Genomic DNA, 16,265 nt, shown 5'->3' on the forward strand with positions numbered 1-16,265 from the left:
AATAGTAGATATTTTGTGATACAATATCCTAGACATAAAAAAATTAAAATGTTTCATGCCTAGGATGTTATTCCTTCTACATTCACTAAAAATGAATGAAATGATTTTCAACGCCATCCCTTAACCACTTCGCTGTCACAGTTTCCACATCCAACATTTCCTCTGGCGTTCCTTCAAAAAGAATATTTCCGCCTTCAGTTCCACCTCCTGGCCCTAATTCGATCACCCAGTCGCTCGCTGCTATAAAATCCAAATTGTGTTCGATAATGATCACAGAGTTACCTTTGTTGACAAGGTTTTGAAATACGTCCAAGAGTTTTCCATTGTCTTTGGTATGCAGACCTAAGGATGGCTCGTCCAACAGGTAAATTTGTCCTTCTTTTTGTAAATGGCTTGCAAGTTTAAGTCGTTGGATTTCTCCCCCACTTAAAGAACTCGTAGTCTGTCCAAGCGTTAAATAACCTAGCCCTACCTCTTTTAACGTATTTAAGCTTTGGATGATTTTGGGCAATTGAAAATAGTTCATCGCCTCGTCGATCGTTAGTTCCAAAATCTCTACTATATTTTTATCTTGATACCGATAAGCTAGGGCTTCGTCCGAATACCTCGAACCGCCGCACGCTTCACAGGAAAGTGTCACCGGATCTGCAAAGGCTACATCCGGCGTCAGGACCCCTTTTCCTTTGCAGGTCGGACATGCTCCTAAAGAGTTAAAGCTGAATAAACCCGCCGGCTGTTCTGTTTCTTTTGAAAAGATTGCACGTACATCATCCATGATTCCCATATAGGTGGCGAGTGTCGAGCGGCTAGAGGTTCCGATACTTCCTTGCCCGACCATTATCGTTTCCGGATACCTTTCTGTGAATGCTTCCAATAGTAAAGAACTTTTACCCGAACCGGATACGCCACATATAAAGACGAAGACATTGCTAGGAATATTGATGCTGATATTTTTCAAGTTGTTGTTATTTGCCCTTTTTATTGTAAAATAACTTTCGATATCCCTTGGATTCCTATTGATTTTTGGCTTATGGTCTAGGCTTGTTGCAGCTTTAGCGTCTCTAAGTCCTTCTAATTTTCCTTGGTAAACAACTTCTCCGCCGTTTACACCTGCGCCTGGTCCCATCTCAATGATTTCATCTGCTGCTTTAATGAATGATAAATCATGCTCGATAACAATGACGGTATTATGTTGGGCTTTTATACTTTTCATCATTTGGATTAATCGATCGACTTCTTCTGGATGGAGTCCCGCACTCGGCTCATCGAAAATGTAAGTAATATTGTTTAGGCTGCTTCCTAAATGACGCGCAATTTTCACCCTCTGCGCTTCACCGCCGGACAAAGTGCCCATTTTTCGGGATAGACTCAAATAGCCCAATCCCATTTCAACGAGTTGCAGGAGATGCGGAATGATTTGTTGTACAATCAACTCTCCCATCGGATCTTTTATGTTCGTTAGCTCTTCCAGTAATTTGGTAAATTCTAATTGATCGTATGCTGCGATATTTAATCCATTTATTCGACATGCTAGTACCTTTGGGTTGAGACCCGAACCTTGGCATGTTGTGCATAAGCATCGCGTTGATACTGCTAGGACGTCATCTTGGGTGACTTCTTTTAGCTTTGAGATATCCCTATTAATATAAAGGCGCGTAAATCTTGGTAATAACCCGTCCCATTCGTGCGCTTGAGGTCCGTTTTTTGTATGGAATGGCGCATACACTTTTTCACCATCTTGGGGACCGTAGAGTAACAGATCGCGTGTTTCTTCCGGATAATCTTTGATCGGTAAATCTGGATCGAATAATCCGCCGGTTATCATCCATCTGCCTTGCCAACCCGAAGGTGATAATGGCTTAAATTTCACTGCATACGCTCGAAGTGACTGGTTGACATTAATGATCTTATGTAAATCTGGCCGAATGACCTCCCCAAATCCGCCGCATTCTGGACATCTGCCAAAGATACTTTGGCGCGAAAAGTCGGTGGCAGAATCTATTGATGGCTTGCCTATTCTTGAGAACAACAGTCTAATCAATGGATCGATATCCATATAGGTGCCAACTGTTGAGCGGGAATTGCTTCCGATAGATCTTTGTTCTACTACTACAACCGGGCTTAAGTTTTGCATCAGATCGGCGTGGGGCCTTTCGTATCTCGGCATTTGATTTCTGACATAGAGAGGGTAATTCAAAGTCATTTGCCTTCTGCTTTCAGTGGCTAATGTATCAAACACAACGGAGCTCTTTCCCGAGCCGGAAACCCCAGTGAATACGATGATTTTTTCTTTTGGTAAGTTTAAATTTATATTTTTTAAATTATTTTCTTTAAGTCCTCTTAGAATGATTTCATCTTTTATTTCCGACATTTCATCAACCTCCCTAGGAACCGAGTGACTGTCACTAGCGAATTACTAGCGAATTAAGTAACCTTCCCGCCCTATTTTTCTTTCCATATACGAAAAAAGAACCGGTATAACCGATCCTTTTAGACGCTGGGTGCCAGTCACTGACACCCGCAATGGAGTACATCGCGTGACAATTTTAGTAAGCTAACTTTTTCAATACAGTCGGATACCCAGGCAGAAACCTAATTCATTTTTTGCAACTTCTCAATCTCATTCCTATCCATTTCAGTCACTTTAGCAATCGTGTCAATTGAAAAACCTTCCGCCAACATTTTAATAATGACTGCTTCCTTGCCTTGCTGGATCCCCTTCCGAATCCCTCTTTCCTCCCAAGAATTCGGCAGTTTTATAAACTCTTCTGCATTATCCAATCGGCTAATTTCTTGCATCAGTTCTTCCTCCTCTTCTGTGTTAAGCTTTAAATATTGTTCAAAAAAGTCGTTGATGAATCTTGCGCGGGCTGGGTTGAGTTCCATCTTAAGCATCATGCGCAAAAATTCCAATTTCACTTGCACTTTTTCCTCTTCCTTATAACCCATTTTCCCCAGCAAAGCCGCTGCCACTGGATTATTTGACTCAAGATAGTCCCGCCAATTCTTTTTCTTTAATTCTAGCATCAAAAAGTTATAGGTAAGCACATGAAAAAAAGGAAAACCAACTGTAAATTGATTTTGTTCCGTACGCTGTTCGTCATAACTAAAGACCGCAATGGGCAAAATGGGCTTTCTGTATTTATTGTAGAGCAGACTAAAATACAGATACATGCGCTCGTGAAAGTCTTTTTGGTACGAACTTTGTGGCTCCACATGAACGACGATAAGTGTGTCTGTTTCTTTCAACCTTGCCTCAATCACAATATCCACTCGACGATTATCGCCTTTAATGAGATCCGTAAACAATTCTTCAGAAAGCGGTGAAATCGATTCAAAGTCAATATTCGCATGGACTGCGGGAAAAAACACATCCATAAACTCTTCAAAAAAATGGCTAATGAGTTCCTTGAATAATTGATCATGGCTCACGTAGTTTCTTTGTTCTTCTCGAATGAATGTCACCATTTCATAAGATGCCCGAGTTTCCTTCATATATGGCATTACAACCATCTAAACACGTCCTTTTGCCAAAGAAATGATGATTGGCTAAGTTGACAATTTCTATTTAAAGTATAGCAAATACCCCGATAAAGAACAAAGGTTCTACACTGAACTTCTAGCCTCTACCAATCCTCATGCACTCGAAAGATCACCTGACAAGTTGCATTTCCTGATAGACTCGCAAGCGCTAATGTAACTGGCGAGGTTCCATTTAATATCGTATCAACTGGAAAGCTTTGCTGTGCGGCGTGTTGCCCACCTTTCGCAAACCCGCTCATTAGTTTAATACCTGTCGTGGTACTGATTCCAGTAGCAGAGACATCCGATTGACAGCATGTTTCTGATGAGGGGGTATCACTTATATTGCCAAAGGAAGCACCTGTTAGTGTAGAACCATATCTTAATTGCCATCTTAGATCATTACTTGCAAGAATATCGAAGCTGTGAATTTGAACGTTTACCGAGTTATTCCGATTGGAACCATCCGGGAAAATAGCTTTTCGCCGGAAGCTAATGGTTGGAACAAAGGTGCCGGCCCCAACTGTCATATTTAAACGAGCTTCTGAAGTGATCCTATTCGTTGGTACGGTTGGGCCGAGGATTGCACAATATCTTCCACGAACATTAATAGAAAATGCACCACCTGAAGTCCCATTTTCGACCCGAGCACGGATAATTTGGTTTGGGTCAGAAAGTAAAACTGCGCTTGTGCCCAAAGTTTGACGATGGCAGACGACGATTTGTTGAAAGTTTAAATTGTTGATAAATACGATCCGAAACTCAAGAATTCCGTATTCATACCCATATCGAATTTGATACATCATTCCCGTTTTTGTATCTAGTGACAGTTTACTCGGTCCCGTACCGTTTAGCCGATCTATGTTCCACGAAGATTGATACACTTTTGCTGTTTCAACGCCATTGTTCAGGACTGCTATAAAAACACCCGTCGCGTCCTGTCCAAAATAAGCACCGTTAGTTCCATCAAAATATCCCCAAGTCGCTTTTTGAGTGCCAACGGGTGCTGTTGGCATCCGGACAGAAATCCCGATCTCAAATGAATTCCCCGGAAATAACTTACCTCGTTCCGCTGTATCCAAAATTGCCGATGCATTTGCAGAAGCGGTTGTTGATACGAGATAAAAGCCTTGTGTATTCGTCACTGTCCCACTTCCTGCGGTAGAAATGACATCCCTTAATGCTGAAATTCCATAGTTGGATGTATAGTTGAAAAGCGGAGTTGCTTCAGCAGTTTGTAAACGATCAAACATGGAATTTAATGTTGGGGAAATGCCTGTCAAATTTATGACAGGCCAAATGAGTTCTGTCACTTAGATCCCTCCATGGTGAAAAATAGGTATACCAACATACTTATTCCATTGAGTCGTATTAAAGAATCAAATAAAGGGATTAGTTTTTCGATGCATCGCACAATTATTTGAGCGTACCGTTATCCCTATTTCCACTCGACTTATCGAATTTGCAATCTAGGCCAGACATTGTCAAACAAAAAAATCATAGGATAAAACATGTATCTAGATTATTCACCAGCCAACATAAAATCCCACCGAAAAGCTAGTTTGTCGGCTTTTCGGTGGGAGTCTCTTTTTCACTTAAAATTGATGAATAATCTAGGTTAAACATACAAATCCGCTATTGAATATAATGCAGCCTTCCCGCTTAATTTCGTGCGTGTCCCCTCATATTTACAGTATAGTACTCCCCCGCGTGCTGATGCTTGATAGGCAGCAAAAGTGCTTTTATTTAATCGCTCTGCCCAAAACGGGATGATATGACAGTGTCCGCTACCACACACAGGATCTTCGGGTATATTGCTTTTCGGTCCAAATGTTCTGGATACACAGTCATACTCTTTTCCTTCAGCTGTCACCTGCAATAATAGTCCATCTAGCTTTTTCACTTTGTTCAGGTCAGGATTCAAGTTACGAACCTCATCTTCTGAAGCTAGAATACAAAGTAGATCTCTTCCCATATATGCCTCTAATGGCCTTGTACCAATAGCCTCTTCCATTTCATCTGTTACATCCACCTTTTTCAATTCATATGATGGAAAGTCCATTTCAAATAAATCACCCTTTTTTGAAACAACAAGATTCCCGCTCTTTGTCTGAAACGTTAAGCTCTCCACCTCTTTTTCATAATAGGTAGCGATAACATAAGCTGTAGCCAAAGTAGCATGACCACAAAGATCTATTTCCTCAGCAGGTGTAAACCATCTGAGTCGATATGTATTTCCTTCCTTCACCGTAAAAGCCGTTTCTGATAAATTATTTTCAGCAGCGATTTTTAGCATCAAATCGTCAGGAAGCCATTCATCCATTACACATACTGCTGCGGGATTCCCGCCAAAAATTTTATCTGTAAAAGCATCAACAACATATTGTTTCATTTCAAAGCTCCCTTTCCAAATTAAAGTTATATTGCACTAGAAATGACTGCGATACTTATTATCAGTCCACTGTGGCTTTTTGATTGTTTACTAATTATAGCGTAGACTACATTTACAAAATAGTAAAACTGATTATTCGAACGTTTAGGTAAGCGCCTAGCACTGACTGAGGCCCGAAAAGAGTTTAGAATATATGCAGAAAAAACCATTAAACTCTATGAAGAGGCAAAAATGGCCATCGGTGGATATAGTTGTGTGTTGCACGGGTTTTTAATCATTAATCAATACATAGATTATGGGAATAAAATAAAAGTTGTCCCAAATGTCTAGAAACAGACATTCGAGACAACCATCTATTACTTCAAAATTTCCAACTTCATTAATGTACGGTGAAGCATTACCGCGGATTCCGCTCTTGTTGCATGATCTTTAGGTTTAAACTGACCAGCATTCCCTTTAACGACTTCAAGCGCTGCGGCATTATACACCGCATCAACCGCAAAAGCCCCTATCATGCCATGATCTTTAAATCTTTCTGATACATCGAGCCTCTCTAACAGCGTTTGATCCTCATATCCAATCGCACGCATAAGCATCGCCGCAATTTCTTCACGTCTGATTGGCGCATCCGGATTGAACTTGCCGTCCTTCGTTCCATTTACAATTCCAGCCCGCGATGCCGCTTCAACTCCTGCATACGCCCACTTTTTACTTTGATTCACATCACTGAATATTCCTTCGTACTTTTTCGTAGGTAAATCTAGCGCACGCGCTATTAACACTGCAAACTCCGCCCGGGAAATTTGCTCATTCGGTGCAAATTTTTTATTCGTTTTCCCTTGGATGATTCCTTTCGCAGCCAACTCGTTAATTTCGTTTCGCGCGAAGATATTTGTGATGTCGGAGAAGTTTGGTGGTGAAACTTTGCCAGGCTCTTCCTTACCTGGATTCTGAGGTTCTTCAGATCCTTCTCCTTTATCCGGCTTCTCGGTTTCTACAGGTTCTTTTCCTTCATCTGGTTTTGGTGCTTCTTCTGGTTCCTCTTTTGTTGGTGGCGTAGCTGGTCCTGGTGTTGATCCTCCTGATCCTCCGGAACCGCCTGTACCACCAGATCCCCCACCTTTATTACCATCATCTTTTGGCTTTGTAAAAGTGACAACTTCTGAAACACTACTATTCCCAGCCTCATCAAATGCGAGTATTTTTATGCTGTATTCTTTGTCCGCCAAAATGTTTGACAATACAACAGACGTTTCTGATGTTTTATCAAAAACAACTTTGAAAGGAGCTTGTCCTTCTCTTACTTCTATCGAGTATGCGACAGCATCCTCCACTTTATCCCACGACACTAACATACCCTCTTTTTCGCTTTTCACAGCTATTTCCTCAACTACTTGAGGGGGGGTAAGATCAATCGTGAATTCCACCATGTCCTCATGTCCATAACTATTTCCAACGATAACCAAGTATTCCCCTTCGGATAACGAAGTAAAACTGTGAGAAAACTGCCCTTTACTATCTAGATATAATCCAAACTTATCTACTAGGTTTTTATCCTTGTGTAATTCTAGCCATACGTATTCAGTATTTACTTTCCCTGACACTGTGACCGTTTCTTGATTAATAAAAGATCCATCCACAGGTTTAGTAATCTGGACATATGGAGTTTGCGATTGATCAACTGCTAATTCTTTAGTCAGTGTGATAGATTTCCGCGGACCCGTCGGAATATGCACTTGTAATTGATATATCCCAGCTTCCAAAACTTTATTCAAGTAAAATGATTTATTGGAACCTAAATCTTTATCAGATTGTTCCCATAGAATTTCACCCTCTGCATCGAGTAAAGAGTAATTTATAAGAACAGAATTCATCCAATTAAATAGTCCTTTATAATCTCGAATAGGACTTTCATTTTGGAGGAGACTAAAGGGTGCAAAATGCTGCTGCGCTCGATAAATCCCATTAATATCAAAATCACTAGAATGCAGCTTATAATCAAAATCTAAAGTATGCACACCATATTCTTCAAATGTAATTTTAGCATTTGAAATTTCACCTTCTATGTCATTTGAAAAGCTAAAGTTTGTATCTTGTTCAAGATTTACATTCTTTACAGTGGCGTCATACCCCCATGGCGTGTCGTATCGTTCTTCTGTTACAAAACTAAATTTTAAATACTCATATTTTCCTTTACTTAACGATACGTAAGAATATGGATTACTCCAGAATGAGGTTGACGATATTTTTTTCTCGGGAAGTTCAAAACCATAAATATTAAGCTTTTTATGATTATCAGAAATAGAGACATCGACTAAATCAGACTTATCTAACGTTACTTCCAAGTCTTGATCCATATTAATCTCGGGGAGTGATATTATACTTGTATAATTCAATTCATGCTCTTGAACAAATCCTTTGTATTTTCCAGGTGGCAGAAGCAATTGTATATAATTATTGCCATGAAAATAAAGTTGTGAATCGGGAAAACTAAAGCCGTCTGGAGTTAGACGAACGATATTTATATTATTGGGATAGATGTCCGAAAGGTTTACCGTTAGTTTCTGTAATTCCTCAGATATCTTTAATGGAATTTTGTTATCCAGATTTAAGATTTCCTTTCCACTTAGCTCAAGCTCGTCAATGATCCAAGTATCCCAACTGATATTAGTTTCAAACAATATCTTATACATATCATCGGGATTTACATAAACATTATATCTAGAGACAAAGCTTTCTACGTTATCATCCCAGACTAGTCTAGCTACCGGATACCAATTCTGATTATAGTTTCTAAATAATTGTACATTGGTATAGTTGTAACTAGTCGGCTCAATTCGCCCATACTTAGTTTCCAAGTCTATTGGCACTTTTAATTTTTCAAATTGTTCCTGATTTTCTGTCACAAAAATCGGTGAATCTAATGACAGTGTTACAATCTCATTATTCAATGACGTATCGATTAATTTTATTTTGTAACTTCCACTCTCTAGTTTATCTGACAATCTAACTTCACGAATATTATTCGATGTTATTGGATCCCCAATCGGCCTGTTTAGCTCATTGTATATTTGATACGTATAAGTCGGTTGAGCACCAGGTGATTCAACATTAATGTCATAAAAGTCTGTATGGATAGTATTAGTAGACATATTATAATACGGATGCCCAACGATATTTTTGAAAGTAACCCCGTTGTCATCCCAATCTCCTGCATCATAAGTGAAACCGGAGTATTTTATCTCGTTATCGAATACTTCCAAATAAATCCAATTAAGTTCTTCATTTTTTGCTACATTGATCTCTTTAAACATCTTTTTCCTATCTAACGATATTTTTGCATCGCTATACTTCTCGGAAGGTTTAATAGTTCGCCACTCCATGTTTCCAATATCTACAAGTGTGTTTTTATTGGGATGGAAAACACCATACCAATAATATGCAGCATTTTCATCTTGACCTTCCCAATGTATTCCAATAGGAGAGTCTGTACTTACTTTCCATTCCGTTCCTCCAGAAAATAGCGCATCACTAACTGAATTCGATAGATAGTAACTTGTATCCAAAGTGTTTAAATTTCCAGTACCTATTTGAAGATTCCTTAATTGATCAGCGGTAAAACGAAGGTTATTCACTTGTTTTCCAACGATCTTCTTGACATATATGATCTTATTCTCCGGGTCCTCAACAGTCACAAGATATTCAACGCCATCAAGTATATATGCATCTGGAATGAAAGCCTCAAAAGTACCCTCCACCTCTTTTATTTGTTCAGTTATTTCCAATTTCAATTGTCGGTCACCATAAAAATTATTTATCTCATATACCTTGACAGTTCCAGATTGTATTAACTCCCCCGGTGAGGATTCAGCCGATATAACGGTACCTTTCAATAGCTGGGAGCCCCATTGATAATTGAATTCTCTTTCTGTAGATAAACTATTATTACCGATTTTAACAGTTGCCCTTAGTGTATATTTTCCATTTTTAAAATCACTAGCTTTAAACTTTTGATGACTATTAGTTTGATTACTTTTCCAATCAGCAATCGTCTCCCCATCTTTAAAAAGAGTGAATTCAATTAATTCATCATCTTCTACTGAATTTAATTGAAAGGTATCAGAAGATAATTTAATTCTGGAGTCCACAACTACCTCATTTACATTCTCATCTAAATAATAATGTAAATAATCAAAAGAGGCTTTCAAGGGTTCTGCCGGTATAATAATTTTTTGATCTCTGTTAATATCTACTTCACTAATTGAAGACCACACGTGTGAATTGGTATGAATGTCAATATAATACCTTCCATTCGTAACCATAATTATTTCATTTTCGATCGTCGTTAAATCAAAATTCCCGCGACCAAAAAAACGAATACTTTCAGCTTTACCATCGAACGTAATTTCAGATGCTTTTTCCAAAAGCAAATCATAATCCACATTTTCACCAACAATAATTTCATCCATAAAAAAATGCTTTTTTCCATTCATGATATTTTCAATGGTAAATGGAATTTTTAGTTGTTCAGAGGATGTAATAGCCTCAATCTTGTTATTTATATTAAAACCATGTCTTCTTAATTCCTGCCCATCTTCAAAATAAAACCGTCCACTTTGAATAGGAATTGTTTCATTTTCTAATTTAAATTCAGTCGAAAATAGCTCCGTCGGAATAGCAGAATCCGACCAGCCTAACAGTTCCTTTCCACTTAGGGTTCTTTCTTCAAAAAATCTTTTAGATAATCCATTTTCCAAATATCCAATTGAAAGTACCAATTTATAACTTCTATCACCTTCAATGCTTGAATTTAGAAACTTAAATTTCAATTGTTTATCATTCTCTATTTCTCCGTAAGAATAAATAGTTGGAAGAAATTCATTCTCATTTACCATCGGAAAAATAACCCCCTCCGCCGATACCAACTCCCTATCATCCGATCCAGCATGAATCACAATTTCATGTGATTTATCCAAATCCTCCGCCACAGCAAAATTTGGTGCCACAAATGAAAATACAATCAACACACAACACAAAACTTTAAATAATACAAAGCTCCCTTTTCCCAATTACCCCTTCCCCCTTTTGGCATATTTTTTTCAAAAGACATAACTACAAATCTGACATTACAGGAGAAATGTACTAATTTCAATAGCCCCGAGATGAAGTGTCGCAAAGTTCAGGCCCAGAAAATGAAATTCAACAAACAAACAATTTTCCAAACAAAAACCCGTGCGATTAACAGAAAATCTGTTAATCGCACGGGTCTCTTCCTTATTATACAGACACAGTCTCCAAAATTCCTTTATGTGTCTCTTTCACTTGCTCTGTTAAATCTTCAATTTGTTTCAACGCTTCGTCGCGGCCTTTGTCTTGCTGTTTCAAAGCTTCTTTTACAGTTGCTTCCAACTGATTTTGTGTTTGTGATAATAGATCTAATAGTGAGTGGCTTGGGTTCCAGGAAAGCGCCAATGCTTTGTCGTTAATTTCTTTGACTGCTGATAACCAACTAGAAGACAATTCGCTTTGAACTTTCTCAGCTGCTTTCACACTATTTTCAAGCTTATCGTTCCATTCACATGCAAGCTTTTTCGATTCTGCCTCTGCTGTGAATAGAGACTTGCGTGCCGTCTCCAATAGATCTTTTTGGTATTGGAACGCCTCAAGAGACTTTTTCTCAATATCATTTTGAATACCTTGCAATGATTTGAAGCTGCTTAGCCAGCTGTCCCAAAGCACCTCTACCCCGTTAATAGATGTTTGTTGTTTACTTTCTACTACTTTCTTTGTCATCCTGAATTCCTCCCTTTCTATTTTCCCCATGTAACATGGATATATGTTGAATGCAAAGTTTTTGCATACCACCCAAATTTAATCTTCGTCCTCTGTCCTTTTTCCTTCCTTTGAAAACAAACTATAAGGAGAGAGAAATGGATTGTACAAGTTAAAAAACTGATCGAGCATTTTTTGGTATTGTTCCAACGACTTTGCCCAAATATCTAAATATTGTTCGCCCGCTTCCGTAATCGAATAAATTCGTTTAGCAGGCCCCCCAGATGTTGTATCCCAAGTCGATGACACCAAATCATCTTTTTCTAGCTGTCTTAGAATTCGATAGAAATTCCCTTGGTCGACAGATTGAATACCAAATTGTGTAATCCTTTCCATTAACTCATAGCCATGCGTGTTCCAATCTCTTAAATGTAATAACATAATCGGAATAAGAAAATTTCGCGGCGTCCCTAAATTTGTTGGTTTCTCTTTTTTGGGTTCTTCTTGTTTCGAACTCAATTTGTTCACCACCTCAAGTACCGTTTAATTCATCTATATGTAATTTACACCTATATGTTTCCGATGTCAACTAAAACAATTAACCATTTTCGAAATATTGCTATATATCATTTGTAAGCAACGAATCATAGAACCTAATGACTTCAGAAGATTGGCAAACACCACGGTAATTGTTCACAAAAACGTTACATTTCACCTGTAAGTTCGTCGGATTATGTCGAATAAATAGACTAAAAGAAGAATTGTTAGTTCTTTCCGATTATTCATTAAAAACAAAATTAAAGATACAATTAAAGGTGATTTTGATGCTAAGGAAGGAGATGAAGTCACTTGTCGCAAACATTACCCATAGATCCGTTTAAAATATGGAAAGATATCTACGACAAAACGGAGGCAGCTTGGAATGATGCAATCCAAGATTCGCTAGGTAAAGAGTCTTTCTCTGAGGGAATGGGACAGACTTTAAATAACTACTTACAATATCAGGAATTCGTTACGAATACGGCCGAAACGTATTTAAAACAATTCAACATGCCAACGCGCGGTGAAGTCGCAAACGTCGCTTCACTTGTCATTAATTTGGAAAACAAGATCGATAGTTTAGAAGATCAGCTTGAAAGTTTAAAAGATGATAGCACGAAAGAAATTAATTCTCTAAAGAGAACCATTTCTAGTTTAGATAAAAAACTCGATAGCATCCTTACAGCAATCGAAAATAACGATAAAAAGACAACCCCTGCTGTTCCTACTAAAAAGTAAGCATAGCAGTCGCCCCTTTTCCAGGCGGCAAAATTCATATCATTAAAACAACATAGGAGTGGATGACAGAATGACAGCCCAAGACGTGAAAGTTGCAGAAAAAACAGTAGCGGTAAAACCTTTAGAAGGAAAAGTGGCGATCGTTACAGGGGGGTCCCGCGGGATCGGCGCATCGATTGCAAAAGAATTAGCAAGTCAAGGTGCACAAGTTGCGATTAACTACCAATCTCGTTCGGATGCAGCGGATGCTGTTGTAAAAGAAATTGAAGAAAACGGCGGATCTTCCGTTGCCGTACAAGCGGACGTTTCAAGCGCCGCAGATATTGCGAAGTTTATCGAGGAAGTGAAAAACAAATACGGTAAAATTGATATTCTTGTAAACAACGCTGGCATTACGAGAGACCGTACGTTCCGCCGTCTTTCAGAAGAAGAGTGGAATGACGTAATCAACGTTAACTTAAACAGCGTTTATAATACAACATCTGCGGTTATTAACCACATGCTGGAAAATAAGTCTGGACGCATCATTAATATTAGCTCCATCATCGGTCAAGCTGGCGGCTTCGGTCAGACGAACTATGCAGCAGCAAAAGCGGGTATGATCGGCTTCACAAAATCACTTGCACTGGAAACAGCAAGAAATGGTATTACAGTAAACGCCGTTTGCCCAGGCTTCATCGGTACGGAAATGGTTCAAGCAATGCCGGAAGATGTACTGGCGAAAGTTGTTTCTAAAGTTCCAATGCAACGTCTTGGAACGCCAGAAGAAATCGCTGAAGCTGTTGTATTCCTAGCACAAGCAGACTACATTACAGGTCAGACGATCAATGTAAACGGTGGTCTATACATGTAATCTTCTCCATACAATGCGGCGTGGTGCTTCCAATCCGGAAGCACCCTGCTTCGTTCTGGAAAACACAAGGAGGTTCAAACGATAATGATTTATTCGAGCATGAAAGAAGTAGAAAGCTGGGTTGACAAAATGCCCGATGAATACAAAAGTAGTTACAATCGCTTCAAGCGAATGACTGAAGTGCTCACAAATGAGCCGGAACCGCTTGTCGGACAGACACCAAAAGAAGTCATTTGGACAAAAAACAAAACAAAACTATACCGTTATCAGCCGGCGGTTAAGAAAACGAATAAAGTTCCCCTATTAATGGTCTATGCCCTGATTAACAAGCCTTATATTTTAGACTTGGCACCAGGCAATAGCTTAATTGAACATTTAACGAACCAAGGCCATGATGTGTACTTGCTGGATTGGGGTACGCCGGGCTATGAAGATCGCCATAATAAGCTAGAAGATTACATTATGGACTACATTCCACGTGCCGCCAAAAAAGTACTTCAAACATCTGATGCAAAAGAATTCAGTATGCTTGGCTACTGTATGGGCGGAACAATGACATCGATTTTCGCGGCATTGCACCCAGAACTGCCAATTCGCAATCTTATTTTTATGACGAGCCCTTTCGATTTTTCCGATGCAGGCCATTATACGAACTGGCTGGACAAACGTCATTTCAATTTGGACAAATTGGTCGACACAATGGGCAATATTCCGCATGAAATGATCGACTTTGGAAACAAACTGTTAAATCCAATTCCAAATTTCTACGGCCCTTATATGAGCTTGGCGGATCGTGCGGACAATGAAGGATTCGTTGAAGGCTGGAAGCTCATGCAAAAATGGTTAAAAGATGGCATCCCATTCCCAGGTGAAGCCTATCGCCAATGGATCCGAGACTTCTATCAAGAAAACAAATTGATCAATGACAAACTGTACGTGCGCGGACACCAAGTGAAGCTAAGCAATATTAAAGCGAACATCCTAAACATCGCAGCAAGCCGCGACAATATTGCAGCGCCAAAACAAGTCGAGCCGCTTAACGACAAAGTATCCAGTAAAAGTAAAGCGTTCCATCTCCTGGAAACGGGTCACGTTTCTGTTGCAGTCGGCCGAAAAGCGATTAATGAAACGTTCCCATTAGTTGACAAATGGCTCAGAGATCACTCTAAATAATCTCAAAAGCGGAGGGCGCCTGCTCAGGTGCGACAGGCATAAGGCGAAGATGCGGCGTGGTGATTTTTGCCACAAAGCAGCTTTGACGATTAAGGAAGTCAGCCTAAATGCGCCGCATCGTGCGGCAACGGCTGACTGACTCACATCCTGTGAGCCTCCGAGCATCTGGCGCCCGGAGTCTAGACGAGAAATCTCTAGGTGATTACTTTTCACCTGTTCGATATTTTATAATTTACGAGTAAAAAAGCGATTTCGGTTCATGCCGAAATCGCTTTTTTTAGTTTTTAACTACTGACCACGTTAACACAATCATCAGCGTAAATAAAATGGCAATATAGTTCACGGAATATAAAAACATGACTGTGGACCATTTCATGTCATCTTTTGTCTTAAATCCTTGCAAACTAATGACCAAAAATCCGATATTTAAAAGGGTAGCAATAACGATAAATGTCATTCCTAACGTTCCCATTAAGAATGGCAGCGGCATTAAACACGCTACGTATAATGCAATTTGCCGTTTTGTCATGTCGAAGCCCCGAACAACTGGCAACATCGCAACTTTCGCCGCCCGGTATTCCTCGCTTTTTCGCATCGCAATGACAAATGTATGCGGCATTTGCCAAATGAATAAAATCAGTGCACAGACAATTGGTACGACATGATAGCCCGGTGCAATCGCTGTCCAACCGATCAGCGGCGTCACGGCCCCAGAAATACTACCAATCACTGTATTTAACGTATATTTACGCTTCGACCACATCGTATAGAGCCAGACGTATGTAACCCAGCCGACCACTGCGTAAATCGTTGCTTCAAGTGTTGTAAACAATAATAGCACAAATCCTATGACCGTTAATAGAATACCAAGCCACAAGACAAATCGAAGTGAGAAATGTCCCGTAACGGTCGGACGTTTTACAGTTCTTTTCATGACCGTGTCAATGTCCACATCATACCAATTGTTTAGGATTAAAGCCCCTGCAATGACAGCTATACTTCCAAAGAGCGTTAGAAGTAAAAGCGTCCAGCTTTCGGCTAATGAACTGTTCGTAAAATAAAGTGCCAGCCAAAATCCTGTAAATACAGGCAGCACATTTGCGATTAAAACCGGCGCTTTAAAAAGTAATCTTAAATCATCAAATAACGTCATCGTCTGCTTCCCACCTGATAAAGCGGTTTGATCCTTCTTTTGCCGCGCCGTCAAATACTCCTTGTACATCAACTCTCTTCTCTCCCGTTCACCGTTAACATACTATTTCCATTTTACCATGG

General features: G+C 39.4%; 11 protein-coding genes and 1 pseudogene. 4 read left to right on the plus strand and 8 right to left on the minus strand.

Annotated elements, in window-relative coordinates; translation table 11 throughout:
* Window positions 1-85: 85 nt before the first annotated feature.
* From AU377_RS08060 to AU377_RS08075, 4 genes are all read right to left on the minus strand, one after another.
* On the minus strand, window positions 86-2,371 hold the full coding sequence (locus tag AU377_RS08060; RefSeq protein WP_067406693.1) for an ATP-binding cassette domain-containing protein: 2,286 nt from the start codon (window positions 2,369-2,371) through the stop codon (window positions 86-88).
* A gap of 221 nt (window positions 2,372-2,592) precedes the next feature.
* Complete coding sequence (locus AU377_RS08065; RefSeq protein ID WP_253724426.1) at window positions 2,593-3,513, minus strand: transposase; 921 nt, start codon at window positions 3,511-3,513, stop codon at window positions 2,593-2,595.
* Between the two features lie 113 nt (window positions 3,514-3,626).
* Entirely contained in the window at window positions 3,627-4,835 is a 1,209-nt protein-coding gene (locus AU377_RS08070; RefSeq protein WP_067406696.1) for a hypothetical protein, read from the minus strand.
* Between the two features lie 305 nt (window positions 4,836-5,140).
* Window positions 5,141-5,914 carry a PhzF family phenazine biosynthesis protein gene (locus AU377_RS08075; RefSeq protein ID WP_067406698.1) on the minus strand — a complete coding sequence of 258 codons (774 nt, stop codon included), beginning with the start codon at window positions 5,912-5,914 and terminating at the stop codon, window positions 5,141-5,143.
* Between the two features lie 132 nt (window positions 5,915-6,046).
* On the opposite strand from AU377_RS08075, the pseudogene AU377_RS15745 reads away from it, so the two are divergent.
* Window positions 6,047-6,154, plus strand: a pseudogene (locus tag AU377_RS15745) (LysR family transcriptional regulator); the annotation flags it as partial.
* A gap of 116 nt (window positions 6,155-6,270) precedes the next feature.
* Here the strand turns inward: AU377_RS15745 and AU377_RS15750 are convergent.
* The 3 genes from AU377_RS15750 to phaQ form a co-directional block, all read right to left on the minus strand.
* Entirely contained in the window at window positions 6,271-10,983 is a 4,713-nt protein-coding gene (locus AU377_RS15750; protein WP_067406703.1) for an S-layer homology domain-containing protein, read from the minus strand.
* A gap of 208 nt (window positions 10,984-11,191) precedes the next feature.
* Complete coding sequence (locus tag AU377_RS08085) at window positions 11,192-11,707, minus strand: hypothetical protein (protein WP_067406706.1); 516 nt, start codon at window positions 11,705-11,707, stop codon at window positions 11,192-11,194.
* A gap of 78 nt (window positions 11,708-11,785) precedes the next feature.
* On the minus strand, window positions 11,786-12,205 hold the full coding sequence (gene phaQ / locus AU377_RS08090) for a poly-beta-hydroxybutyrate-responsive repressor (protein ID WP_067406709.1): 420 nt from the start codon (window positions 12,203-12,205) through the stop codon (window positions 11,786-11,788).
* Window positions 12,206-12,535: 330 nt separating this feature from the next.
* Between phaQ and AU377_RS08095 the strand changes: the two genes are divergently transcribed.
* The 3 genes from AU377_RS08095 (at window position 12,536) to phaC (ending at window position 14,990) form a co-directional block, all read left to right on the plus strand.
* A complete protein-coding gene (locus AU377_RS08095; RefSeq protein ID WP_067406711.1) occupies window positions 12,536-12,964 on the plus strand; it encodes a hypothetical protein in 429 nt (142 codons plus the stop codon).
* A 70-nt stretch (window positions 12,965-13,034) separates the two neighbouring features.
* Window positions 13,035-13,817: a 3-oxoacyl-[acyl-carrier-protein] reductase gene (fabG, locus tag AU377_RS08100; protein WP_067406713.1), complete on the plus strand. Its 783-nt coding sequence runs from the start codon at window positions 13,035-13,037 to the stop codon at window positions 13,815-13,817.
* Window positions 13,818-13,901: 84 nt separating this feature from the next.
* Window positions 13,902-14,990 (plus strand): class III poly(R)-hydroxyalkanoic acid synthase subunit PhaC, encoded by a 1,089-nt coding sequence (gene phaC, locus AU377_RS08105; RefSeq protein WP_067406716.1) that lies wholly within the window; start codon window positions 13,902-13,904, stop codon window positions 14,988-14,990.
* Between the two features lie 277 nt (window positions 14,991-15,267).
* On the opposite strand, the gene cyoE is transcribed toward phaC, so the two are convergent.
* Entirely contained in the window at window positions 15,268-16,212 is a 945-nt protein-coding gene (gene cyoE, locus AU377_RS08110; protein WP_067407235.1) for a heme o synthase, read from the minus strand.
* Window positions 16,213-16,265: the final 53 nt, after the last annotated feature.

Source organism: Sporosarcina sp. HYO08 (assembly GCF_001563475.1).
GTDB lineage: Bacteria > Bacillota > Bacilli > Bacillales_A > Planococcaceae > Sporosarcina.

What these genes read in the sequence shown, in the direction of transcription:
- cyoE (WP_067407235.1), bottom strand. Translation starts at nt 16,212, where the DNA reads ATGTACAAGGAGTATTTGACGGCGCGGCAAAAGAAGGATCAAACCGCT.
- AU377_RS08075 (WP_067406698.1), bottom strand. Translation starts at nt 5,914, where the DNA reads ATGAAACAATATGTTGTTGATGCTTTTACAGATAAAATTTTTGGCGGG.
- fabG (WP_067406713.1), top strand. Translation starts at nt 13,035, where the DNA reads ATGACAGCCCAAGACGTGAAAGTTGCAGAAAAAACAGTAGCGGTAAAA.
- AU377_RS08065 (WP_253724426.1), bottom strand. Translation starts at nt 3,513, where the DNA reads ATGGTTGTAATGCCATATATGAAGGAAACTCGGGCATCTTATGAAATG.
- phaC (WP_067406716.1), top strand. Translation starts at nt 13,902, where the DNA reads ATGATTTATTCGAGCATGAAAGAAGTAGAAAGCTGGGTTGACAAAATG.
- AU377_RS08060 (WP_067406693.1), bottom strand. Translation starts at nt 2,371, where the DNA reads ATGTCGGAAATAAAAGATGAAATCATTCTAAGAGGACTTAAAGAAAAT.
- AU377_RS08085 (WP_067406706.1), bottom strand. Translation starts at nt 11,707, where the DNA reads ATGACAAAGAAAGTAGTAGAAAGTAAACAACAAACATCTATTAACGGG.